The organism is Paracoccus versutus (genome assembly GCF_000763885.1).
GTDB lineage: Bacteria > Pseudomonadota > Alphaproteobacteria > Rhodobacterales > Rhodobacteraceae > Paracoccus > Paracoccus versutus.
Map to the genome: position 1 here is coordinate 45,448 of NZ_JRKO01000001.1, position 20,998 is coordinate 66,445.

A 20,998-nucleotide genomic window follows, 5' to 3' on the forward strand; every position below is an offset into this window, starting at 1 on the left:
CGAACCAACGAATCGGCCTGCCTCTCGGGGGTCACAAATCTTCTGGCCGGATCGACCATTCTGCGATTTCTCTATCGATCAATCGCCATTGCTCTAAAAGGTCGGCAAGGTCGGCGCTGTCTACGACCGCATGATCGAGGCCCTCGAATTGGTCACCGAGATATGTGGCGAGGCCCGCACCGCCTTCGTTGGCGAACCACACTCCGACCAGATCCGCGATTTCCTTCAACTGCCTGAGAGTCTTTTCGGCATCGCGAATGTCGAAATCACCAAGCTCCCTGTCCTGCCGACTTTGCTTGTTCCCGGCATGAGCAACATGCGAGTTAACGTGCTCGGCAATTCGATCAAGGCTGGCGAGCCGAGTTTCGATCTTCTCCAATACCGTGGCTGAGATCAGATCGCTCGGGTTACGCCCTGATGGAGACACGCCGCTCAAAACATCGAAATGCCGATGCGCGGCCTGACTTTTCATGAGCTCTGGATCACCCCACACCGGACGCCCATTCGCGGCGACGAGGTGGTCATGTTGTTCTTGATGCAGGCGATCGAGATCGTATTGCGCGTCAAGCACTTTCTCGACGTAGATTCTCCTGGTCAACCAGTTTTGGCTCGCTTTCACGTCGTTGACGACAGATCGGATCGAGTAAACTCCCTTGGGGCCATTGATCGGGGCCTTATCGAGAAGTCGGCGAGTGCCGAGAAGCAGGCTTGACCAGTATCCCTCGGAAACGAGATTGAACATCATCTGGTTAAGCGGGGGTCTCGAGCCTCTCTTCTCATTTGCAAGACGGACGATCCGAACCGTCGTGCGAAAGGCGGCGTAGTTCCAGAGCAGATCCTGAATGGTTCTGTGGATGCCCGTTGTCTCGTCGCGAAAAGCATCCCGCCACGTGGCGATGTGCTGGTCATGCTGCGTCATTAGTTTTCCAAGCCTGAGCGCCAAACTCACCTCATCATACCGGCAGACGCCAACACCGGCGACGGCTATTCGCTTCTGATTCTTCATTCGCGCGGGCTCTTTTTATTGTTCCCGCGAATAAACGCGCATCTTGCCGTGGGCCTGACGGGGGAAGGCCTTCCCCCTGGCCGGCACTATCGTTGCCGGCGCACCCCCTTCAGCGGGGAGACCCCGCAACGCCCCCTGAGAGGGAGAGTGCGGACGGGTTTTCCGTGACGGGTTGAGTGCTGGAGGAGTGGCCTCCGGCGCCCGTCGCGGAGATCATCCCGATGGCCAGACAGGACCGCGCTCGCCCAGGCGGCGCCCGCAGCAATCTCTATGACGACATCACCGACAAGATCATCGCCGAGCTGGAGGAAGGACGGCTTCCCTGGGTCCAGCCTTGGGGGACTGCGGCGAAAGCGCCGCTTGCCATGCCGCGAAACGCCGCGACCTCGCGGCAGTATTCCGGGATCAATGTGCTGATCCTCTGGGGTGCCGTGGTCCAGAACGGCTATCCGACCCAGCATTGGCTCACCTATCGCCAGGCGGCAGCCCTCGGCGGCAATGTCCGTAAGGGCGAGCACGGCACGACGGTCGTCTATGCCGACCGCTTCACCCCGGAAGACGAGAAGCGCCGAGCCCGCGAGACCGGTGAAGAACCGGGACGCGTCCCGTTCCTGAAGCGTTTCACCGTGTTCAACGCGGCGCAATGCGAAGGCTTGCCCGAGGACATCGCTGTCGAGGCACCACCACCACCGCCAGGCATGATCGAGCCGAGGGTCGAGGCGCTGATCTGTGCCACTGGTATCGATTTCCGCATCGGCGGGGATCGCGCCTTCTATGTTCCGGCGCTCGACTATGTCCAGGTGCCGCCACCGGCCGCCTATTTCGAACCGATCAACTGGCACAGGACGGCGCTCCACGAGATGGGTCACGCCACAGGCCATGCCTCGCGCCTGGGGCGGGATTTTTCGGGCAGTTTCGGCACGAAGAAATACGCCTTCGAGGAGCTGGTGGCTGAGATGAACGCGGCCTTCTGCTGCGCCTCGCTCGGCATCGTGCCGACCGTGCGCCATGCCGACTACATCGGCTCCTGGCTGGAGGTGCTGCGCGAGGATAACCGCGCCATTGTCCGCGCGGCCTCACAGGCCAGTAAGGCGGCCGACTGGCTGCTGGCGCATCTGCCGGCCGAAGATGCCGGGGAACCGGATCCGGCTGCAATCGACGGGAGGGTCGCGGCATGATCCTCCTGACCGGAACACAGCGTGACCGGCTTCTGGCCAATGGATGCCAGCGCGGCGGGGATCACATCCCCGTCGTGAAATTCTTCAACCCCTTCGGCGCGGGCGTCTGGCTCGCCACCGAGCTGGATCAGGGCGGCGACATCATGTTCGGCCTGGCCGATATCGGCTACCCCGAACTCGGCTCGTGGAGCCTGGAAGAGCTGCGTGGGGTCCGGTTGCCCTTCGGCATGGGGATCGAGCGGGATCTGCTCTTCACCGGGGATTTCCCGATCTCGGTCTGGGCGGAGGCTGCGTGGGAAACCGGCAGCATCCAGGCGGCGGAACGAGCCCTCTACCGCGCCGGTGCGGCATTCACCCGCACATCCACAGATACGGAAAGCCGGGAATCCTGATTTCCGGTTGCCGGCTTTGTGGCCTGGCGTCGCACTCTTCAGAGGAAGAGGGCGGCGCTTCGCTTCGTGACGGGTTGGAGGTCGAGAGAGTGGCTCCCGGCCGCCCGTCGCGGAGAAATCACCATGGCCAAAGCTGCCAGGAAGAAGCCCGTCGCCCCGATGATCGTCTTTTCACGGGCGCGCGACATTCCGTTCAACCGGATCAGGCTGTCGGACAGCAATGTTCGCGAGGCTGACGTCGAGGCGGGTCTGGACGAACTTACCCATGACATCGACCGGCGCGAGGATCTCGTGCAGGGCCTCAACGTTCGCGCCATCCTCGACGCGGACGGCGTTGAGACCGGCGATTTCGAGACCCCGGCCGGCGGCCGCCGCTACAGGTCCATCGCGCGCCTCGTCGAAGCCGGTCGCTTCCCGGCCGATGGCCTCGTCCCCTGCATCGTCAAGAAGGCCGATGCCAAGACCTCGGCAGTCGACGACTCGCTGGCCGAGAACCTGCTGCGCCTCGCCCTGCATCCGCTCGACCAGTTCAAGGCGTTCAAGCGGATGTTCGACATGGGCATGTCGAAGGAGGAGATCGCCGACGCCTGGCGGACCACGCCGCGCTACATCATGCAGCGCCTTCGTCTCGCGACGGTCGCGCCGGCGCTGCACGACGCCTATGCGCGGAATGAGATGACGCTGGCGATGCTGGAAGCCTTCACCGTCAATCCCGACCACGAGCGCCAGCAGCAGGTCTGGGAGCGGATCAGCACGTCGTGGCAGAAAGAGCCCTGGCACATCCGCAGCCTGCTGACCGAGACCACGGTTCCGGCTGCCGACAAGCGCGCCCGCTTCATCGGCATCGACGCCTATGAGGCGGCGGGCGGCCCGGTGCTGCGCGATCTCTTCTCCGACGAGAACGGCGGTTGGTTGCAGGACGTCACGCTGCTCGACCGCCTGGTTGACGATAAGCTGCGCACTGTCGCCGACGAGATCGCCGGACAGGGCTGGAAGTGGATCGACGCGGCAGTCGAACTTCCCTACGGCTACGCCAACGGCCTGCGCAGGCTGGTCGGTGTGACCCAGGAGCTGACCGACGAGGAGCGCACCGCCCGCGAGGCGCTGCGCGACGAGTATGACGAACTCGAAGCGCAGTATGCAGAAGCCGACGACCTGCCCGATGAGATCGACCAGCGGCTCGGGGAGATCGAAGCCGAGTTGGAAGGCTTCGAGAACCGGCCCGTCACCTTCGCGCCGGAAGACATCGCCCGTGCCGGTGTTTTCGTCAGCATCGACCGCGATGGCGAGTTGATCGTCAGTCCCGGTTATGTCCGCCCCGAGGACGAACAACCCGAGAGCGTCGATGGTGAGGATGCGGGCGAAGGTGCCGACCCGTCCGATCCCGATGCGGTGCAGCGCGCGGTTATCACCGTCGGCGGCGAGCCGGTCCCGGACGGCGATGAAGAGGAGGACGATGCCGTCAAGCCGCTGCCCGAGCGGCTGGTGACCGACCTGACCGCCTGGCGGACGCTGGCGTTGCGCAATGCGCTTGCCGAGAATCCGCGCGTCGCCATGACGGCGCTGCTGCACAAGCTGGTTCTCGATACTTTCGAGCGCACCGCCACCTCGGGAACCAGCCTCTATGCCGCCGTGCGTCACATCTATCTTCCCACGGATGCGACCGGGCTCGCTGACAGCGCCGCCGCGAAGATGATCGACGAGCGCGCGGACGCCTGGCGGGGCGACATCCCCGCTGGCGATGACGACCGGCTCTGGGACTGGATCGACGGTCTCGACGATGCCAGCCGCCTGGCGCTGCTCGCCCATTGCGTCAGTTTCGGGGTCAACGCGCTTTACGAGCGGCCCAACCCCTATTCGGGGAATGGCATCTCGCAGCACGGTCTCGACCGCCGCATGGCCGAGGCCGAACGGCTGGCACAGGCCACCGGCCTCGATCTCGTCGAAGCGGGCTGGAGGCCCACGGTCGAGAACTACCTGGGTCGCGTGACCAAGACCCGCATCATCGAGGCGGTGCGCGAGGGCGCCGGCGATCGCGCGGCCGATCTCATCGCGCATCTCAAGAAGGGCGATATGGCGAAGGAGGCCGAACGGCTCCTGGCCGATACCGGCTGGCTGCCGGAGCCGCTGCGCCCCGCCATCGAGGCGCAGGCCGTGGATGGCGCGACCGATCAGGACGAGGACAGCGTGGCGCTGCCCGACTTCCTCGCCGGTGGCCATGAGGACACGGCCGAGGCCGCCGACGATCCAGAGGCCCTCGTCGCCGCCGAGTGACGCGCAGCAGCGGGGCGGCCTCCGCCGCCCCGCATTCCATCCCTTCCATCTGAAGGCCCGGCATCTCGCCGGGCCGCTTTCGTTTCAGGAGCAAGATCATGTCCGCTTCCCTCATTTTCGACATTGCGCCTCTCGGCTCGCTCGTGGCCTATAGCGACGGCCAGCCGAAACCGCCCGCACGTTTCACCAAGAAGCTCGCCGCGTGGAAATCCCGCAACGGGGCCGGTCGCCTCGTGCGCAAGGAACCGGGCCGCGAGCGCCCGACCTACACGACGCCGCCGTCCTTCACCCTGCATGAGGGTGATTTCGGCGAAGGCGGCATCATCCTCATCACCATCATGCGCAGCTACGGCATCGACAGCGATCTGAGCTTCCGGGTTGTCGAACGCCCGAAGATCGGTCAGGTCCGTGTTGTGCAGGATGTCGGAGAGAACGTCGAATTGCTGCACCTCGCGGAGACCCACGAGGCGGCCGAACTCTGGCTAGCCAGGAACGGCTACAGCCGCGCGCGCCTCGAGGAGATCACCGCCGACGAGGCAGGCGCCGATGCCGTCGAGGGTCGAGCTGCCGCGTGACCATCGCCGATCCCGTTCATCCGGCCCGCTTGTCCCGTGACGGCGGGCCTTCTTCGTTTCAGGAGAACACAATGGCCATTCCCGATCCCGTTCGAACGAACTTCGACACTCTGCTTCGTGCTGCCGATGACGGCAATCTCGCCCTTATGGAATGCCTCGACGCCGCGACCCGTGAGACACGCTATGTCCTGTGCGCGGTCGGCCGCGACGGGGGTGATTACGTCTTCACGCCGTTCGGCCATCTCGCAAGCGGCAACCCCTATGACGCCTATCTGCCGCCGGATCCCGACGATCCTGCCGGCTTTGTCGAGAAGGCCGAAGATGGGGGCGCATCATGATGACGGTCGATGAAATCTTCGCCGATGACCGCCGCAATCCGCCATCGGAGCGCTCGCTTCCCTGGGAGGAAACCCGCAACGGCGTCACCGTCATCGTGGAACCGAAACCGCATTGGGCCGAGGACATGCGCGCCTTCCGGCTCGATGCCCGCGAATACTGCCGCTATGCCGACTGGACGGCCCATGGCGCCCGGACGCGCTTTTTCGGTCATATCGACACCTCCGGCGACGATGTGATGATGAAGGCCCGCGCCATGATCGCCCGCGAAATCGCCGATGGGTTCTGGGACTGACCGGCCCTGAAAGCCGAACCTTGCACACGGGGCTATCGGGTATCGCTGCACAAGCAGCGATGGATCGAGTTCGAGCTTCACCATTGCGCCAACTCCTTGGTGTTGTGGGGGCAACGGGTTCCGTCCCCGGCCTGAAACACACCCTGAATATCCGCCGGCAACGAGGCTGGCGCAGCAAAGCATCTGCGACGGGTTTCCGGCACCGGCTCGACGCAAAGCACCATCCCCCGCTTCCATTCGCTAACCTTGGTCCGACCGTCTCTTTGCATTCAACCCCGGTGGGGTCGGCTTACGCGCGCGTGCCGCCCTCGGGGATTCGGAAAGAATCCGAACGCCCGAGGGTGATTGCAGATCCGGTCAGACACTTCGGGCGCCTGTCGCGCGGGGGATGGTCCCCCGCCTCCAAAGACAGGAGCCGGAACCCATGTCCTACGCAGATGCCACCGCTTTCGCCGCCAGCCTCGCCACCACGCTGATGGTCGTGATCGTCGTGTTCCAGGCCGGGGACGGCACCCACGGCGTTTATCTGAACAGTCAAGCTGTCTCACTGGCATTTCGCTGAGCTCGCCGGCTCCCGGAACAGCGTCTCGATCAGCGGACATTCCCGCCGATTGCCTTCTGTGCATTGGGCCACCACGTCCTTCAGCACTCGCTCCATGCGTTTCAGGTCGGCGATCTTTTCACGCACGTCGTCGAGATGCGCGGCGGCAACGGCGCTTGCCTCGGCGCAGGGCTGGTCGCGCTCGTCGACGAGGCGCAGCAGTTCACGGACTTCATCGAGGGAGAAGCCGAGCTCGCGCGCCCGCAAGACGAAGCGAAGCCGTCGCTCGTGGGTGCTGTCGTAGCTGCGATAGCCGCTCGCCGTGCGCGGCGGCTCCGGCAGGAGGCCGACCTTCTCGTAATAGCGGACCGTCTCCAGATTGCACCCTGTGCGCTGTGCGAGTTCGGCGCGCTTGAGGCCTTTCACGCCAGCGTGATCGCGCATCCAAAAATACCCCTTGACCCTGTAGTTGCTACAGACCGCACATTAGCGCCTGGATAGGTTTTCGACAAGAAGAGCGAGGTCGAACATGAATGCATCCCGACACGGACCAGCAGACGTTGCACCGACTGCGGCAAACCTGACGACGCCAGAGCGAAGCGAGGCCGGGCGACAGCGCCTGGTCGCCGTCGGCGGCATACTCGGCGCCATCGCCGCCTCGTCCTGTTGCATCATTCCGCTCGTCCTGTTCAGCCTCGGCATCGGCGGCGCCTGGATCGGCAATCTGACGGCGCTTGCGCCCTACAAGCCACTGTTTGTCGCCGCAACGGCGGGCATGCTCGGCTACGGCTTCTACCTTGTCTACTGGAAGCCGCGACAGGCCTGTGCCGATGGGGCTGCCTGCACGCGCGCCGTCCCCAGCCGCCTCGTTCAGATCGCGCTCTGGTTCGCGACCGTACTCGTCGCCGCTGCTTTCGCCTTCGACTACGTCGCGCCGCTGCTGCTTTCCGCCTGACACCAAGAGGAGACTACCCCATGAGGAAGAGTTTGAGCGCTTTCACTTTGATCGCGTCGGTGATGACTGCGCCTGCCGCCTTCGCCGCCGAACGCACTGTGACGTTTGCCGTCGACAACATGACCTGCGCCTCGTGCCCCTACATCGTGAAGACCACGATGGCGGCAATCCCCGGTGTCGCGAAGGTGACCGTCTCCTTCGAGGCGAAGTCCGCGACCGTGACCTTCGACGACGCTAAGACGAGCACCGATGCCATCGCAGCCGCCAGCATGAATGCTGGTTATCCGGCCCACCCGACGCAGCAAGGCAGCTAGATGACTGATCGCGCCGTAATCCGCGCAGGTGCCGTTGGCGCCGTCCTCGCCGCGATCTGCTGCGCGGCGCCGCTCCTCGCCGTCGGCCTGTCTCTGGCGGGTCTTGGCACGTGGCTGACAGGTGTGGGTGCAGTGGTGCTTCCCCTGATCGTCGCGGGCTTCGGCTTCGGCGCGTGGGGGCCCCATCATCGCCGGGCAAGAGCCACGGCCTATGAGACGAAGATTCGCAAGGAAGGCGTGAAGCCATGAACGATTGCTGTGCAACCTCCTCCCGGGACAACCCGGCCGTTTCTCAGCCCGCGACACTGGCGAGCTTTGCCGTTCGACCGGGCGTAACGTTTCCGGATTGGTCGGCGGTCACGTCGCCTGTGGTCAAGAACGCTCTGCAGGCGATGGTCGGGTCCGACCACGTGCTCAATCGCTGGAGCGGTTACGATCCCGCCACCGACAGGGTGCGTGTTGCGTTGCTCCGACTCTACGCCGACCACGGGGGTGCCCCGACCATAAGCGCGCTTGCGGAGCGTACAAAACTCAGTGAGATGGTCATCCGGCCACTGCTCGACGAGCTCCGCCGGCGCGACCTCGTCGTTCTCGATGGCGAGCTGATCGTCGGCGCCTATCCGTTCAGCGATCATAACACCGGCCATCGGGTCACTCTGGACGGACGCACGCTGAATGCAATGTGCGCGGTCGACGCGCTGGGCATCGGTGCCATGACCGATCGCGACACCGCGATCGCCTCGCCCTGCGGCCATTGCGGCGCACTGATCCGGATCACCACGCAGGACCGAGGGCGGGCACTCGCCGACGTCGAGCCACAGTCGGCCGTCATGTGGCAGAGCGTCCGTTATGAAGGCGGCTGCGCCGCGAGCTCGCTCTGCGCGACGACCGCTTTTTTCTGCTCGGACGAGCATCTTTCCGCCTGGCGCGACGAACGTTCCACCGACGAGCCAGGTTTCCGGCTGTCGATCGAGGAAGGACTGGAAGCCGGCCGTGCTCTGTTCGGGCCGAGCCTCGCTGGTCTCGATGTGGCGTCGAAGAGCCTGGTGGTCGCCAACCGACCCTTGCGCACAAACGGTCGCAATGGAGGCGCTTACGATCTCGTCGTCATCGGCGCCGGCTCGGCCGGCTTCTCGGCCTCGATCACGGCCGCCGATCAGGGCGCACAGGTGGCGCTCATCGGCAGTGGCACCATCGGCGGCACCTGCGTCAATGTCGGCTGCGTGCCGTCGAAGACCCTGATCCGCGCGGCCGAGACGCTTCATAACGCTCGCGTGGCGGCACGTTTTGCCGGCATTACTGCTGAAGCCGAACTGACAGACTGGCGCGGAACCGTTCGTCAGAAGGACACGCTCGTGTCTGGGCTGCGCCAGGCCAAATACGCGGACCTGCTCCCCGCGTACAATGGTATCGCCTATCGCGACGGGCCGGCTCGCCTCCTCGACGGCGGTGTCGAAGTTGACGGCGCGCGTATTGCCGCTGGCAAGATCATTATCGCAACCGGCGCGCGGCCGGCAGTTCCTGCTATTCCTGGCCTCGAGACCGTACCGTATCTCACCAGTACGACGGCGCTCGACCTCGAGGAACTGCCGCGATCGCTGCTGGTGATCGGCGGCGGTTATATCGGCGCGGAGCTCGCCCAGATGTTCGCCCGTGCCGGCGTCAAGGTGACCCTCGTCTGCCGGTCCCGACTGCTCCCCGAGGCCGAGCCCGAGATCGGCGCGGCGCTCACGGGGTATTTCGAGGATGAAGGCATCACCGTTATCTCCGGCATCGCTTACCGCGCGATCCGCAAAACCGAGGGCCGAGCGTCACTGACCGTCACGCGTGACGGTCACGATGTCCAGATCGACGCCGATCAGGTGCTGATCACCACGGGCCGCACGCCCAACATCGAAGGCCTTGGGCTGGCCGAGCACGGGATCACCGTCTCGGCGAAGGGCGGCATCGTGGTCGACGACCGCATGCGCACGACCAAGGCTGGCGTCTATGCCGCCGGCGACGTCACCGGCCGCGACCAGTTCGTCTACATGGCCGCCTATGGCGCCAAGCTCGCCGCCAAGAACGCCCTCAATGGCGACAGCCTGCGCTACGATAACAGCGCCATGCCCGCTATCGTCTTCACCGATCCGCAGGTCGCAAGCGTAGGTCTCACCGAGGCGGCGGCGCGTGCGGCCGGGCATGAGATCCGCGTTTCGACGATCGGTCTCGATCAGGTGCCGCGCGCACTCGCCGCCCGCGACACTCGTGGGCTTATCAAGCTCGTGGCCGATGCTGCTGGCGGTCGTTTGCTCGGCGCCCACATCCTCGCGCCGGAAGGTGCCGACAGCATTCAGACCGCGGCTCTCGCGATCCGCCAGGGTCTCACCGTCGATGACCTCGCGGACACGATCTTTCCTTACCTCACCACGGTCGAGGGGCTGAAGCTCGCAGCACTTTCGTTCGGCAAGGACATCGCCAAACTCTCCTGCTGCGCCGGGTGAGCACAATCGGCGTCAAGGGCGTTTCCTGCCGATGATCGGTATGACGTCGGCGGTGCGGTTATCGCGCCGCCGTTCCATAAGCTGGCACAGCGCGCGGACTTGACGATGCTGGGCGAGCACGGTTTCGACGGCGCGCCGCTCCTGTTCGGCCCGGGCCGTCCCCGCCGGCCGATCCGTCGCGTTGCGCCGGGCTCTCGACTCGGCAACTGCATGGCGGAAGGCTTCCAGCACCTCGGAAGCGCGGTTCGCGGTCGCGCGACTGACACCTGCCTCGATGGCCAGATTCACAACCGTCAGCCTGCCATCAGCCACGCGGGGGCACCCATAAAGGAGGCGCGCCATCGCCTCACGAAGCGCCTGTTCCGTGGCTGCACTGACCGGCTTCATGATGTGCGTTCCTTCAACGGCGCGATGAGCCTGCGTTTTCTGTCGTTGTCCAGGCGCAGCGCTTCGCGTTGCAGCGGGGAGAGACGCTTGTCGGCGAGAAGATCCTCCGCCTGTGCAATGGAGGCTTCCCATGGCGGGAGATGTCGCTCGACGAGGCAGGCGTTGGGACATCGGTCGGGCGCGCATCGCGACAGGACCGGCACCGAGGCTGAAGGTTTCTCAGACTCCCGCAGGCAGAGCGCCGTCAATGGGTCGAAGAAGCAGTCGTTCAGATATCCGACATGCAGCGTGCGCGCCAGATGCGCCAGCATCGCCTTCAGGCGCTTGCGATCGGCCAGTTGCCCCGGAAGCGGGCCGAGTTCGCGGCCGACCCGCTCCAGTTCCACGCCGACGCGCTTACCGGCGGGTCCGCCTGGACCGTGACCGCGTCGATGGTTTTCGAAGTAGTCGATGATGTCGTCGAGTTGTCCGAGCGCCAGTTCCTGTTCGACCTCCTGCCTGAAGCCGGATGCGGACGAGCCGGCATAGCCGTTGAACATGGCCACGGAGGCGTGCTTGTACTGGATTTTGCCGGCGACAACCCCGAAGGGCCGGTTCGCGATGTACCAGGCCAGCGTTCGCCTGAACTGACGGGTGTTGAAGCGCCAGACGTCTTCTCCCACTCGGGGGATCACAGGACTATCGTCCGCGCCATATCGCTCATCGAGATGTTCTCGGAATTGGTTGATCTTCTTGGCGATGAGTATCGGCGTCTCGGCATTGTTCGTCTCGCGGTCGTCAAGGGCAAGCCATAGCCGCTCTGTCCCCGCATTCCGGCGGAATCGTTCCGAAAGACGCTCGGCAACCCGGATCGCCTGGACGGCGGCCTCGATGGTGATCCATTCGACCTGTTCGCCGCGAGCGCCGCGATCCTTCCAGGTCACGCCCTCGATCGCCAGCCTTTCTGTTCGCCCGTCCCGGTCGAGATTCCGTTTCAGGCAGCCGGATCGCAGCGACTGCACCTCACCGTCGCGCATGCCCGTCAGATAGCAACACACGATATAGGCGGCCGTCTGCAGGTGCCGTTCTTCCCGCGCCAGGCTGATGGCATCGAAGCGCTCCCGCCACGGTCGCCCCGTGTCGGGATCCGGGGAGATCGGCGTGTCCATCCCGCCCACCTCGAACCCAAGCTCGTCGACAGCATCATGAACCATCGACAACAGGGCCGGATCTTTGTGGACGGTGGTGAGATGCAGCCCGCATTGCATCGTCAGGAGCTTCAGATTGATGACCTCGCCATCAAACCTGCCGCCCCGCGACAATCTGCCGGTCAGCCCCCCGATCGAAAGAGGTCTTTCCCAGACAGGAATGCCTCTTCCTTCCTCGCGACGCTTGTCGATCCAGGAGGCCAGCATTACCGCGGGCCGCGTGTGGCGGGCGCGCGAGCGTGCTGCGAACCGGCTGTTCAGTGCATCGGCTTCAGCCCGGGCAGTGAAGATGTCGTCGCAGAGGTGCTCGACATATTTCAAGGCCCATCGCAGCATTGCGCCGATGACCGGCTCCGGGATGCGCGCGGTCCGGTTTTCCGAACAGCGCGTTCCCTGGCCGGTTGCCCGATAGACCGGTCGGCCGCGCCACGGGGTGAAGGTGATGCCACCGCACGTCAGATAGGGCGCCAGGCGATGAAGCTGGACGATGGGCCTGAGGCACACACCCACGCGCCCCGGCGTGATCGGCCGCGCCCGGTGATGGGTCGCGTATGCATCGATCAAATCCTGATCGACGTTTGCCAGATCGAGCTTGCCGATCCGCGAGCGCACGAAGTCCAGGAACCGGCGCAGCGTCGCAAGCGCAGTATGGCCGGAGACTGGCCGCAACCGCGGCTCACCGTCGGCGCGCCGTTCATTCATCCAGGCATAGATGTATTCCTTCGCAAGCAACCGCTCTGCCGCGCAGGGGATCACGCCGAAGTCGACCGTTCGAAAGGCCTTTCTGGCCATGTTGAACATCGCCGGCGCCATATCCCAGACATCATCGCCGAACCGCGAGAGCGCCGCTCGGTCGGTACCATCCCTGAGAGGCATCGAAGCCAAAACGATGTCGTCATCGACCCTGAGGCGTGAGACGGCACGCTCATCGTTCAAAGGAGAGGTAGTGGTCATGAGCCGTAAGCCTCCGGCGGAAGATAGAGCAACCGCGCCGAGGATTCTGCCGCCTCAACCCGTGCGCCTCCGACGACGGAGGACGGGAACATCGGCAGAATTTGCTCCGTGATCCTGCGGTATGGCCGATCGAATTTCTCGTTCCAGTCGCCAGAAGGCAACGCCTCCCGCAACTCGTCCATGAACGCCTGGAACGCGATCAGCGCCGGTAGTTTCCGTGCGGTAATGACCGCGTTGGAGCATTCCAGGCACCCCCAGAACTGCGTCGGACAGGCTTCGCCTTCCCGACCGAAAGGGCTGACGCGGAAGTTGCTGCACGCCGCCAGCCAAAGATCCTGCTCTCCGTCCAGGAGCGGGCCGATCTTTTCCGACGGCACCGGCAGCCCGGTCGCGTCGGCTGAGGTTCGCAGCCGGGCTTCATCCGCGGGCACAACGATCCAAGGTCGCAGAGCCGGCGCCATCGCGTCGGTCAGTGCCTCGACTATCGTCTGCTCATGCAGATGCCGAAGGGCGGGGATGTCGGCATAATGGTTGGCCGCCACCGCTACCGTGTGGCCGACGGCAAAGTTCTCCAACTGCCCTCCGGTCCGCTTATACCAGTCAGCCTTCTGGGTCTTGCGCAGCCTGGAGAGATTGAGCGCCAGCGATTTTCCGGCGTCATCGACGATTCCGTACTTCTCGACAAACGCGGCCACGCAGGTCCCCAGCTTTTTCGGCGACGACAGGCGCCCCGGCTTCCAGGTGATCCAGAGCTTGCTCGATCCAGTGTGCTGCCGAGCCTTTTCCGTCAGCTTGATCGCCAGCCGCAGGACGGCTCCGGGCGTCTCCCGTCCGCCATCGCGGACACGCAAGCGCTTCCACTGGGCATGATGCGCGCGCCGCTTTCGATACTCGATCTCGACATAACCCCGGTTGGGATTGCGCAAGCAGTCAGCCTCAAGCCCACGCAGCGCTTCGATCTCCATGCCGGTCGTCAAGGACAGCCAGACGAGGAAGCCGACGACATCGTACCGGGTCAGATGGAAGCCGGCATGCAGTTCCTCGACCGGAGGCGGCTCGAGCCCGCATCTATGAGCGTGGTAGCGCAGATTGTCGAACAGCGCGCCTTCCCCGGCGACTACTCCCGCCGTCACAATCTGTTCGACCACTAGGTCATAGCGACGGCGCAATTCTGGATCACGGCCTACATCCAGAAGTGGGGGAGGCAGAGCCTCGCCCGTCGCTATCCGGTCGCGAGCCTCGATGATCTGGCGCATCGCTGCCTGCAGCAACGTCGAGGCAATCCTCCCACTGTAGGCATCGCGCGGCTTTGAGACGCCGTGCTCGCCGTGACCGATGTATTTCAGGCGCAACAGTGTTTCGGGCGGAAGCCTTTCAGGATTGAGCTCGGCGGCGACGCGCAGCACCCCGATCAGAGCACCGAGCACATTGCGCTGATTGGGTCGCTCGCCGCCGTTCTGCTCCAGCCAGTCCTCATAGGCATTGATTACCGCCGGAGTTAAGTCGTCGAGACGACGAGGTTTTACCGACGCCCCTTCCAGGAACAGCCAGAACCGCCGCAGACGGCGGATAAAGGTGCCTGCGGTTTTCCAGAGTGGTGCCGGCCCCATCCGGTGGAGATACTCCTGCAGGAATGGCGCAACCTCATGGGTCAGCGCCGTCAGCGGCCAGGAAGACAGATTGACGTCGATCCTCCTGGCATCTTCCGTCCGAAGGACGAAGACGAGCGGATTTTGCGGATTTTCCTCTTGAGTGTCGAACAATTCGATTCCAACTGGGAAGGTGGCACGACGACCGCGTTTCATCACAGGGGTCCACCAGCATTAACGCGCAGTTCCCAGGCCTCGACCGCAGCGTCGATCATTTCCTGGCTTTCTTCCATGCAATCCAGGTAGATGTGAGTGCTTTCGATGCGGCTATGGCCCAGCAAACGCTGCAACTTCAGAAGAGGATCGCCAATCAAGCGGCGGTACGCCGCGCCGATATGGGATCGGCGTTCGTCGAGTACCCATCCGATCTGTTCACGCACGAGCAGCGACAGCATATGAACCGCAAAGGTGTGGCGCATCATGTGCGGAGTGACGTCGAGGTCGATCCCGAACCGCCTGCACCGTACGCTTGCCCTCCGGAAGACCACCTCCCAAGCGGCCGGGGGCATGGGCCGCGCCCCTTCCGCCAGCCAAAGACACAATGGTTCGGATGTTTCCGCCCATACCAAGCGGCTGCGTTCGCGCGGCGCCAGCACGTCGACACTGGCTCGAACTGTGTCCTTTTCCAGAAGGAGCCTTCCCCGATCGTGGCTGACGACACGGATCGGATGTTCGATTGACCTATTGCGCGGTTGCGAAAGGCGCATGAGGACATTGGTCCGTTCCAACGCCGCGTATTCATGCAGACGCTTCAGCACGCGCTCGGGCAAGCGGATCTCGCGCCCCTTGCTACCCTTGGCAATGGCCGGCGCCAGTCGGAAAGATCGGCTCCTCAATGCACCGACCGGCTCCGTCCTCGGGAACTCGATCCAGAGCAGACTTGCCGCTTCCTGGAGCCGCAGGCCCGTCGTGACGAGCAATTCGGCGAACAACGCATTGCGCTCGCTGTTGCGGCCCTGCCAGGTGGGATCCTCGCTCCCGTCTGGAAGACGACCACGCAAGCCGATCTCGCGAAACAGGAGATACCGATCCAGGGAAAGGAACCGGATATCGCGTGTCCGTGCGCCGCGCTCGGTGGCAACATTGGCAGCGACCGCTATGGCCCCGCCGCCGTTCGTCCGTCGCCATGATTGCCGATAGGTGAAAGGCGATTTGGCGATCATTCCCTCTTCAAGAGCCCATCGGTAAAGCTTGTCGAGCGCTGCTACCGACCGGTTCCAGCTCGCGGCCGAGATGCGCGCCGGAGGAAGCGCCAGACGTCGCGCCGCATGGAAGGCTGCGACATCGTGCCGATCAGCCGCCCAGAGGGCTCTGTTGTCTCGGCGCTCGGCAAGAAAGCGCATCCAGATCAGGATATCCCAACCATAGGCGCGCAAGCTGTTGGGCGAACGAACCCCCAACGTGGGGCAAGCTCGAAAGAACCGGTTCAGGTCGTGATCGTAGCTGTCGTCATCGCCAAGAATGAACGGCATGCCGTCCACGAGGTTCAGCTTCTCGGCGGCTGCGACTTCATCCACCGACAGCCTGTGGACGACGCCATCAACCGTAACAGACTGCCGCAGCGTCGAAAGATCCGTGAAGAAGAGCTGGGGCATCCTGTTCTCCTCGGCCGCGATTTTCCCGCCGGGACGGGCTCGAGCCCGTCCCGGCGGGAAAATCGCATCGCCTCACCTCAAGCGAAGGGGAATGTCGTCAACGTTGATCGTGTGCTGCGAACGTCACAGCGGTAAGACAGAACACAGAGTCAGGATAACGGCGCCATGCCCGCCGACGAGTTCGACGGCGACGAAGAGATGGTGAAGCTCGAACTCGATCCCTTCGGCTGAGGCGCGAAAGCGCCTCCGCCCGACGGCCCGGCCCGCGTCAGGCGCAGCCGGGCCTTGTGCCATGCGCAGGCTGCGCATCGCCAGCGGCGGTGCCGAGGCCTCGCCTCGGCTCTGGAAAGGGAGAGTTGGGCCGGGATCGGGGCGAGCCTGGCGGAAGGAGAGGAGAGCGCCGCCGGGCCATATCATCCCGCTCTCCTGGAGGATCATCCAATGACCGATACCGACAAACCAGCCACGCCGGAATTCGACATGGCCGCCAGCGTCGCGCGCTTCTTCGCCGAGCGCGATGAGCGCAACCGTCGCGCTGAAGCGGTCCGTCCCGACAACAAGACGGCGCTGTTCGATGCGCTGGCCGCCGCAGGCATCACTCTCGTGACCGTCACCTTCGACGGTTCTGGCGACAGCGGCCAGATCGAGGACATCACCGCGCAATCGGACGACCGGACCGTGGACCTGCCGCAGGGCGAGATCACCATTGCCACGGTGGCATGGGGAACCGACAAGGTGACCGCAATCTCAATGGGCGTTGAGGCGGCCATCGAACAGCTCGCCTATGACTTCCTCTCGGAAACCCATGGCGGCTGGGAGAACAATGATGGCGCCTATGGCGAGTTCAGCTTCGATGTGGCGGCGCGCACCATCACGCTCGACTACAACGAGCGCTACACCGCCACCGAATTCTACAGTCACGAGTTCTGAGGGGGTGGAAATGGCACATCCCTATCATCATGCGCTCTCGTCGGTGAAGAAATGGGGCGGCACGGTCGAGGATTACTTGCCCATCCATAGCTGGTTCGATGCCAGCAAGGAGATCCTGGCCGATTTTCGTCATCGCGCGCTTCGCCACCATGCCGAGGGCATCTTCATGGCCGAGACCATTTTCGGGGCGACGATCACCCTGTCCACCGGCAGGGTGATCCCGGCCCGATGGGTCGGGGAGCAGCATGTCCGCGAGGATCTGGGCCGTATCCCGTCCTTCGCCGATTGGGCGCGGGCAATCCACCCGGCGCCTTGGATGGGGCGGACGCAGCGGATCGAGGCGGAGGTCGATCCGCATTGCGTCAATGGCCGACTTCAGGAAGAAGTCTGAGCAGTCGCGTCAGCCTCCCCCTTATGAAAGCCTCTTGCCATGCTCAGCCATATCGTCATCTCCGTCCTGCTCTGCACGGCTTCCTGCGAACCGGCGGAAATCCGCGTCTGGGACGGTGACTCGATCCGGCTGGGTATGGGACAGCAGTCCGAAGCTGTTCGGATATTCAACATCGACGCTCCCGAAATGGAGGGCCGCTGCATCCATGAAACCGACCTTGCCCGGCAAGCGAAGATCAGGCTGGCGGAAATCCTGCAAGGTCGGCGGGTCGAAATCCTGCGTCAGGGGACCGACCGCTATGGCCGGACCCTGGCGGCGATACGCGTCGAAGGCCGCGATGTCGGCGATATTCTCGTCGATGAAGGGCTGGCGAGAACCTGGGCCGGGCGGCGTGAGCCCTGGTGCTGATCGCCGGATCGTCCCGCCGAGGTGCGGGACGATCCACCGTCGGGACGGGAGAGTAAGAGTGCGGGCCGGTTGGCCGTGACGGATTGTGAGGCGGGAGAGGGGCTTCCGCCGTCCGTCGCGGAGCATTCCCCATGAGCCTTTCCCACCACACCACTTTCGCCTCGATCGGCGAAATTGTCGCGCGACAGATCCTGCCCCGGCTGCGTCATGCCCAGAAGCTGCCGCTGCGCATCTCCTGCATCGGTATCGCCAGCGATGACGAAAGCGATGACGTCGGCGGCTTCGAGCGCACGCTCGTCATCGGCCAGTGCCAATCCCCCGAAGAGGCGTTGATCATCGCCAGCCAGCGCGTTGCGCGCGGTGATTTCCGCGTTGGACAGGGCGATGCGCTGCGCTTTCGCCCCCGCGTCATGGTCATTCAGGACAACGAACTGGGCCTTGTCCTTGCCGGTGAGGTCCGGGCCGGGATCGTGCTCTGGCAGCATCCGGTCGCCTCCGACGCCGAGGCTCGCCGCACCGTCACGGAGGCCAGCCGTCTGCGGGGCATGGCCTTCACGGCATCCGGGCGCGGCGATGCGGTATCGGCTCGTGATCTCCGCCACCGCGCCAGCCTGCTCGAGGCGCGGCTGGTCGATCCCTTCTGGCGCGAGACGACTGCCGATCTGCTGCGGCTGCCACAAGCTGCCTGACCTGTCGCCCCTTTCCATCCACTAGGCCCGGCCCCGCGCCGGGCCTTCTCGTTTCAGGAGCCTGACATGGCCGACTACTTCACCCATTTCTCCTGCCTGCTCGACGTGGGCAGCCCCGAGAACGCCGCCCGCGCGCTTGATCTCTACAACGCGCTGGCGCGCGAAAACGCCGCCGAAGATCCGCCCTCGGACGGCTTCATGCTTTCGATCCAGCCCGAACATGGCGGCACCCAGCTCTGGATGCGCGATGACGGCACCGGCGATCCCGAGCATGTCATCCAGTTCGTCAAACGCTGTGCCGCCGCGTTCGGCCTGACCGGGCTATGGGGGATGCAATACGCCAATACCTGCTCACGTCCGAGAATCGACGGGTTCGGGGGCGGCGCGCATGTCCTCGACCTCGCCACCGGCGAGACGGTGGACTGGATCTACACCGACGGTTGGCTTTCCACCGTTCTGGACGGGGGCGACCCCAATGCCTGACGTCATCGAAACCACGGTCTATCGGCTCGACGAGCTTTCCGAAGCCGCGAAAGACAATGCCCGCGCCTGGTATCGCGAGGGCGGCTTCGACTACGATTGGTACGATGCCGTCTATGAGGATTTCCGGCGGATCGCGGACATCCTCGGCATCCGCATCAAGAGCCGCACCGTCCGCCTCATGGGCGGCGGCGTGCGACAAGAGCCTTGCATCTGGTTTACGGGTTTCTGGTCGCAGGGCGATGGCGCCGCGTTCGAAGGCCACTATTCCTATCGCAAAGGCACGGCGGCGGAAATCCGTACCTATGCGCCGAAGGATGTGGAGCTGCACCGCATCGCGGATGCCCTGCACCAGGCGCAACGCCGCAACTTCTACCAGTTGACCGCCGAGGCGACCCATCGGGGGCGATACTATCACGAATACTGCATGGCGATCTCGGTCACCCGCGACAGCCCGACCTGGCAGGACATGACCGCCGATGCCGAGGAGACCGTCATGGAGGCATTGCGCGATCTCGCCCGTTGGCTTTATCGCCAGCTTGAGCGCGAATACGACTACCTGACTTCGGATGAGGCGGTCGATGAGGCCATCGTTGCCAACGAATACAGCTTCACAGTTGATGGAAAGCGCTTCGGCTGAAACCCTTCTGCGCTGCCTCACAGAACCGACAGCAGGTCCGTCCGTGAGAAGTCGTCGCCGACGAAGAGCAACGGGCAGCCGCGTTCGCTGGCGACCTCATAGGCGAAGCAATCCCCGTAGTTGAGTCCGGCGGGATGAACGCCCTTGCCCCAGCGGGCATAGGCTTCGGCGATCCTGCGTGCCGAGGCTTCAGTGACGGAGACCACCTCGAACCCAAGGCCCTCGACCAGGGCGGCGATCTCTTCACCGACATTGCGCCGCCCGGCGACGATCAGCGCCTCGGCCACTGTTCCGGCCGAGATCAGCAGGCCGTCTGCCGCCTCGATCGCCACCATGCAGGTCTCGGCCTGCGGCTCGTCCAGCACGATGGCCATCAGCGCCGAGGTATCGACGGCGATCATGCCGGCATCCCGTCATCCCCGTAGAGGAAATCCTGGCTGCGCGCGGCAGCCGCGCCGGGCAATGCCTTGCCCCGCGCCGTGGCCCGGACCCGCTCCATCAGCGCGCGCCGGCCTTTCGGGGTCGCCACCACGGCAACCGGCACGAGGCGGGCGACCTCGTGGCCCCGCCGCGTCAGGATCACCTCGTCGCCGGCTTCGGCCCGCTTCACCAGTTCGGTGAGCTGCCCCTTCGCCTCGGTGACAGAAACCCTCATCGCATATCACTCCAGATGTTCTCCGCTATTCTGCACAAGATGGTCCAGATAATGGTCCACTTCAAGCCCCCAGAGCGAAAGGAGGGCCGGGAACAGGTGCCCCCGGACGGGTTGAGAGAGGGTCGTCCGGCAGGTGCCCCTTTCCCTCTCGGAGACCGATCATGGCTTTGCCCGAACTTGCTTCCCAATCCGCAATCCGCGTCCCCGACGAGCGCCGCATGGACTTCCTGCCGCGCCTTTTTGGCCGGCGCCTGCTCATCATCGGCGAGCATACCGTCTTTCGCTTCATGGAGATACTCAGCCCCGGCGATTACGGCGGCGGGCTCTGGGATTTCTACGAACGCGCCGGCCAGCCGCTCTATCTCGCGCCGACCTCAAAGCCCCGTTGCCGCCTGTTCTGCGAAGGCAACGGCTTCGAGGGCGAGGTCTCAAGCGATGCCGCCGGGATCATCGCCACGCTCTTCGCCTTCTCGCATCTTTCCTTCCGCTACGATGACGACGAACTCGCCGAGGGCTATGGTCGCCTCTACGAGCATGCCGCCGATCACGCGGAGGCGGCGGCGATTTTCCAGGCCATCGACTGAAACCCACAAGCGCCCAGCCTGACGGTCGGGCGCTTGTTTCATGCCTGCTTTCGCCACGGCTTCAGAGCGAGAGATGGGCCGGAAGGGGTTTGAGCCGGTG

Annotated in this window: 26 protein-coding genes and 1 pseudogene; 19 read left to right on the top strand and 8 right to left on the bottom strand. The window is 64.4% G+C overall.

From position 1 onward, the window contains the following. Positions 1-31: 31 nt before the first annotated feature. A complete protein-coding gene (locus IT40_RS27125; protein ID WP_012092591.1) occupies positions 32-1,006 on the bottom strand; it encodes an AbiU2 domain-containing protein in 975 nt (324 codons plus the stop codon). Positions 1,007-1,227: 221 nt separating this feature from the next. Between IT40_RS27125 and IT40_RS00210 the strand changes: the two genes are divergently transcribed. The 7 genes from IT40_RS00210 (at position 1,228) to IT40_RS29115 (ending at position 6,618) form a co-directional block, all read left to right on the top strand. Continuing rightward, the gene (locus IT40_RS00210) at positions 1,228-2,184 is read left to right on the top strand and encodes an ArdC family protein (protein ID WP_036749324.1); all 957 of its coding nucleotides are present in this window, start codon (positions 1,228-1,230) and stop codon (positions 2,182-2,184) included. Continuing rightward, the gene (locus IT40_RS00215) at positions 2,181-2,576 is read left to right on the top strand and encodes a DUF2958 domain-containing protein (RefSeq protein WP_012092593.1); all 396 of its coding nucleotides are present in this window, start codon (positions 2,181-2,183) and stop codon (positions 2,574-2,576) included. Before IT40_RS00210 ends, IT40_RS00215 begins: the two co-directional genes overlap by 4 nt. Positions 2,577-2,699: 123 nt before the next feature. Further along, positions 2,700-4,850 (top strand): ParB/RepB/Spo0J family partition protein, encoded by a 2,151-nt coding sequence (locus IT40_RS00220; RefSeq protein WP_012092594.1) that lies wholly within the window; start codon positions 2,700-2,702, stop codon positions 4,848-4,850. A 98-nt stretch (positions 4,851-4,948) separates the two neighbouring features. Continuing rightward, the gene (locus IT40_RS00225; RefSeq protein WP_036749051.1) at positions 4,949-5,425 is read left to right on the top strand and encodes a hypothetical protein; all 477 of its coding nucleotides are present in this window, start codon (positions 4,949-4,951) and stop codon (positions 5,423-5,425) included. A gap of 71 nt (positions 5,426-5,496) precedes the next feature. Beyond that, positions 5,497-5,763, top strand: coding sequence for a DUF6117 family protein (locus IT40_RS00230; protein WP_012092596.1), 267 nt, complete (start codon positions 5,497-5,499; stop codon positions 5,761-5,763). After that, the gene (locus IT40_RS00235) at positions 5,760-6,056 is read left to right on the top strand and encodes a hypothetical protein (protein WP_012092597.1); all 297 of its coding nucleotides are present in this window, start codon (positions 5,760-5,762) and stop codon (positions 6,054-6,056) included. Before IT40_RS00230 ends, IT40_RS00235 begins: the two co-directional genes overlap by 4 nt. Before the next feature lie 424 nt (positions 6,057-6,480). Continuing rightward, positions 6,481-6,618 carry a hypothetical protein gene (locus tag IT40_RS29115; RefSeq protein WP_166436082.1) on the top strand — a complete coding sequence of 46 codons (138 nt, stop codon included), beginning with the start codon at positions 6,481-6,483 and terminating at the stop codon, positions 6,616-6,618. On the opposite strand, the gene IT40_RS00240 is transcribed toward IT40_RS29115, so the two are convergent. Beyond that, entirely contained in the window at positions 6,601-7,041 is a 441-nt protein-coding gene (locus IT40_RS00240) for a MerR family transcriptional regulator (RefSeq protein WP_012092599.1), read from the bottom strand. The genes IT40_RS29115 and IT40_RS00240 overlap by 18 nt on opposite strands. 85 nt (positions 7,042-7,126) lie before the next feature. Here IT40_RS00240 and IT40_RS00245 point away from each other — a divergent pair, with 85 nt between their 5' ends. The 5 genes and pseudogenes from IT40_RS00245 to merA all read left to right on the top strand — a co-directional run bounded on the left by IT40_RS00245 (position 7,127) and on the right by merA (position 10,349). Further along, positions 7,127-7,552: a mercuric transporter MerT family protein gene (locus IT40_RS00245; RefSeq protein ID WP_012092600.1), complete on the top strand. Its 426-nt coding sequence runs from the start codon at positions 7,127-7,129 to the stop codon at positions 7,550-7,552. Between the two features lie 20 nt (positions 7,553-7,572). After that, positions 7,573-7,866, top strand: coding sequence for a heavy-metal-associated domain-containing protein (locus tag IT40_RS00250; RefSeq protein ID WP_012092601.1), 294 nt, complete (start codon positions 7,573-7,575; stop codon positions 7,864-7,866). Further along, a complete protein-coding gene (locus IT40_RS00255; protein WP_012092602.1) occupies positions 7,867-8,115 on the top strand; it encodes a hypothetical protein in 249 nt (82 codons plus the stop codon). Positions 8,116-8,405: 290 nt separating this feature from the next. Beyond that, positions 8,406-8,861, top strand: a pseudogene (locus tag IT40_RS30395) (alkylmercury lyase family protein); the annotation flags it as partial. A gap of 69 nt (positions 8,862-8,930) precedes the next feature. After that, positions 8,931-10,349, top strand: a complete 1,419-nt coding sequence (gene merA, locus IT40_RS30400) for a mercury(II) reductase (RefSeq protein ID WP_269451129.1) — start codon at positions 8,931-8,933, stop codon at positions 10,347-10,349. Between the two features lie 12 nt (positions 10,350-10,361). On the opposite strand, the gene IT40_RS00265 is transcribed toward merA, so the two are convergent. From IT40_RS00265 to IT40_RS00280, 4 genes are read right to left on the bottom strand one after another with little or no spacing between them, the layout of a single operon-like run. Further along, positions 10,362-10,736 carry a hypothetical protein gene (locus tag IT40_RS00265; RefSeq protein ID WP_012092604.1) on the bottom strand — a complete coding sequence of 125 codons (375 nt, stop codon included), beginning with the start codon at positions 10,734-10,736 and terminating at the stop codon, positions 10,362-10,364. Continuing rightward, the gene (locus IT40_RS29830; protein WP_015647726.1) at positions 10,733-12,877 is read right to left on the bottom strand and encodes a hypothetical protein; all 2,145 of its coding nucleotides are present in this window, start codon (positions 12,875-12,877) and stop codon (positions 10,733-10,735) included. The genes IT40_RS00265 and IT40_RS29830 overlap by 4 nt, the downstream gene beginning before the upstream one ends. Continuing rightward, positions 12,874-14,682: a hypothetical protein gene (locus IT40_RS00275; protein WP_036749055.1), complete on the bottom strand. Its 1,809-nt coding sequence runs from the start codon at positions 14,680-14,682 to the stop codon at positions 12,874-12,876. The genes IT40_RS29830 and IT40_RS00275 overlap by 4 nt, the downstream gene beginning before the upstream one ends. Then, positions 14,682-16,121 (bottom strand): tyrosine-type recombinase/integrase, encoded by a 1,440-nt coding sequence (locus tag IT40_RS00280; protein ID WP_012092607.1) that lies wholly within the window; start codon positions 16,119-16,121, stop codon positions 14,682-14,684. Before IT40_RS00280 ends, IT40_RS00275 begins: the two co-directional genes overlap by 1 nt. A gap of 441 nt (positions 16,122-16,562) precedes the next feature. Here IT40_RS00280 and IT40_RS00290 point away from each other — a divergent pair, with 441 nt between their 5' ends. From IT40_RS00290 to IT40_RS00315, 6 genes are all read left to right on the top strand, one after another. Beyond that, positions 16,563-17,051 (top strand): DUF6878 family protein, encoded by a 489-nt coding sequence (locus IT40_RS00290; protein ID WP_012092608.1) that lies wholly within the window; start codon positions 16,563-16,565, stop codon positions 17,049-17,051. Between the two features lie 10 nt (positions 17,052-17,061). After that, the gene (locus tag IT40_RS00295) at positions 17,062-17,442 is read left to right on the top strand and encodes a DUF6915 family protein (protein WP_012092609.1); all 381 of its coding nucleotides are present in this window, start codon (positions 17,062-17,064) and stop codon (positions 17,440-17,442) included. A gap of 39 nt (positions 17,443-17,481) precedes the next feature. Further along, complete coding sequence (locus tag IT40_RS00300) at positions 17,482-17,850, top strand: thermonuclease family protein (protein WP_012092610.1); 369 nt, start codon at positions 17,482-17,484, stop codon at positions 17,848-17,850. A gap of 131 nt (positions 17,851-17,981) precedes the next feature. Beyond that, the gene (locus IT40_RS00305) at positions 17,982-18,539 is read left to right on the top strand and encodes a hypothetical protein (RefSeq protein ID WP_012092611.1); all 558 of its coding nucleotides are present in this window, start codon (positions 17,982-17,984) and stop codon (positions 18,537-18,539) included. A gap of 66 nt (positions 18,540-18,605) precedes the next feature. After that, the gene (locus tag IT40_RS00310; RefSeq protein ID WP_012092612.1) at positions 18,606-19,022 is read left to right on the top strand and encodes a hypothetical protein; all 417 of its coding nucleotides are present in this window, start codon (positions 18,606-18,608) and stop codon (positions 19,020-19,022) included. Beyond that, entirely contained in the window at positions 19,015-19,659 is a 645-nt protein-coding gene (locus IT40_RS00315) for a hypothetical protein (protein ID WP_012092613.1), read from the top strand. Before IT40_RS00310 ends, IT40_RS00315 begins: the two co-directional genes overlap by 8 nt. Before the next feature lie 17 nt (positions 19,660-19,676). Here IT40_RS00315 and IT40_RS00320 read toward each other — a convergent pair whose 3' ends face one another. Beyond that, the gene (locus IT40_RS00320) at positions 19,677-20,060 is read right to left on the bottom strand and encodes a type II toxin-antitoxin system VapC family toxin (protein WP_012092614.1); all 384 of its coding nucleotides are present in this window, start codon (positions 20,058-20,060) and stop codon (positions 19,677-19,679) included. Continuing rightward, the gene (locus tag IT40_RS00325) at positions 20,057-20,314 is read right to left on the bottom strand and encodes a type II toxin-antitoxin system Phd/YefM family antitoxin (protein ID WP_028034381.1); all 258 of its coding nucleotides are present in this window, start codon (positions 20,312-20,314) and stop codon (positions 20,057-20,059) included. Before IT40_RS00325 ends, IT40_RS00320 begins: the two co-directional genes overlap by 4 nt. A 161-nt stretch (positions 20,315-20,475) precedes the next feature. Here IT40_RS00325 and IT40_RS00330 point away from each other — a divergent pair, with 161 nt between their 5' ends. Next, complete coding sequence (locus IT40_RS00330) at positions 20,476-20,898, top strand: antirestriction protein (protein WP_012092616.1); 423 nt, start codon at positions 20,476-20,478, stop codon at positions 20,896-20,898. The last annotated feature ends 100 nt before the right edge of the window (positions 20,899-20,998 follow it).

Coding starts and splice junctions, on each gene's coding strand:
- IT40_RS27125 (WP_012092591.1), bottom strand. CDS start 1,006: ATGAAGAATCAGAAGCGAATAGCCGTCGCCGGTGTTGGCGTCTGCCGG.
- IT40_RS00210 (WP_036749324.1), top strand. CDS start 1,228: ATGGCCAGACAGGACCGCGCTCGCCCAGGCGGCGCCCGCAGCAATCTC.
- IT40_RS00215 (WP_012092593.1), top strand. CDS start 2,181: ATGATCCTCCTGACCGGAACACAGCGTGACCGGCTTCTGGCCAATGGA.
- IT40_RS00220 (WP_012092594.1), top strand. CDS start 2,700: ATGGCCAAAGCTGCCAGGAAGAAGCCCGTCGCCCCGATGATCGTCTTT.
- IT40_RS00225 (WP_036749051.1), top strand. CDS start 4,949: ATGTCCGCTTCCCTCATTTTCGACATTGCGCCTCTCGGCTCGCTCGTG.
- IT40_RS00230 (WP_012092596.1), top strand. CDS start 5,497: ATGGCCATTCCCGATCCCGTTCGAACGAACTTCGACACTCTGCTTCGT.
- IT40_RS00235 (WP_012092597.1), top strand. CDS start 5,760: ATGATGACGGTCGATGAAATCTTCGCCGATGACCGCCGCAATCCGCCA.
- IT40_RS29115 (WP_166436082.1), top strand. CDS start 6,481: ATGTCCTACGCAGATGCCACCGCTTTCGCCGCCAGCCTCGCCACCACG.
- IT40_RS00240 (WP_012092599.1), bottom strand. CDS start 7,041: ATGCGCGATCACGCTGGCGTGAAAGGCCTCAAGCGCGCCGAACTCGCA.
- IT40_RS00245 (WP_012092600.1), top strand. CDS start 7,127: ATGAATGCATCCCGACACGGACCAGCAGACGTTGCACCGACTGCGGCA.
- IT40_RS00250 (WP_012092601.1), top strand. CDS start 7,573: ATGAGGAAGAGTTTGAGCGCTTTCACTTTGATCGCGTCGGTGATGACT.
- IT40_RS00255 (WP_012092602.1), top strand. CDS start 7,867: ATGACTGATCGCGCCGTAATCCGCGCAGGTGCCGTTGGCGCCGTCCTC.
- IT40_RS00265 (WP_012092604.1), bottom strand. CDS start 10,736: ATGAAGCCGGTCAGTGCAGCCACGGAACAGGCGCTTCGTGAGGCGATG.
- IT40_RS29830 (WP_015647726.1), bottom strand. CDS start 12,877: ATGACCACTACCTCTCCTTTGAACGATGAGCGTGCCGTCTCACGCCTC.
- IT40_RS00275 (WP_036749055.1), bottom strand. CDS start 14,682: ATGAAACGCGGTCGTCGTGCCACCTTCCCAGTTGGAATCGAATTGTTC.
- IT40_RS00280 (WP_012092607.1), bottom strand. CDS start 16,121: ATGCCCCAGCTCTTCTTCACGGATCTTTCGACGCTGCGGCAGTCTGTT.
- IT40_RS00290 (WP_012092608.1), top strand. CDS start 16,563: ATGACCGATACCGACAAACCAGCCACGCCGGAATTCGACATGGCCGCC.
- IT40_RS00295 (WP_012092609.1), top strand. CDS start 17,062: ATGGCACATCCCTATCATCATGCGCTCTCGTCGGTGAAGAAATGGGGC.
- IT40_RS00300 (WP_012092610.1), top strand. CDS start 17,482: ATGCTCAGCCATATCGTCATCTCCGTCCTGCTCTGCACGGCTTCCTGC.
- IT40_RS00305 (WP_012092611.1), top strand. CDS start 17,982: ATGAGCCTTTCCCACCACACCACTTTCGCCTCGATCGGCGAAATTGTC.
- IT40_RS00310 (WP_012092612.1), top strand. CDS start 18,606: ATGGCCGACTACTTCACCCATTTCTCCTGCCTGCTCGACGTGGGCAGC.
- IT40_RS00315 (WP_012092613.1), top strand. CDS start 19,015: ATGCCTGACGTCATCGAAACCACGGTCTATCGGCTCGACGAGCTTTCC.
- IT40_RS00320 (WP_012092614.1), bottom strand. CDS start 20,060: ATGATCGCCGTCGATACCTCGGCGCTGATGGCCATCGTGCTGGACGAG.
- IT40_RS00325 (WP_028034381.1), bottom strand. CDS start 20,314: ATGAGGGTTTCTGTCACCGAGGCGAAGGGGCAGCTCACCGAACTGGTG.
- IT40_RS00330 (WP_012092616.1), top strand. CDS start 20,476: ATGGCTTTGCCCGAACTTGCTTCCCAATCCGCAATCCGCGTCCCCGAC.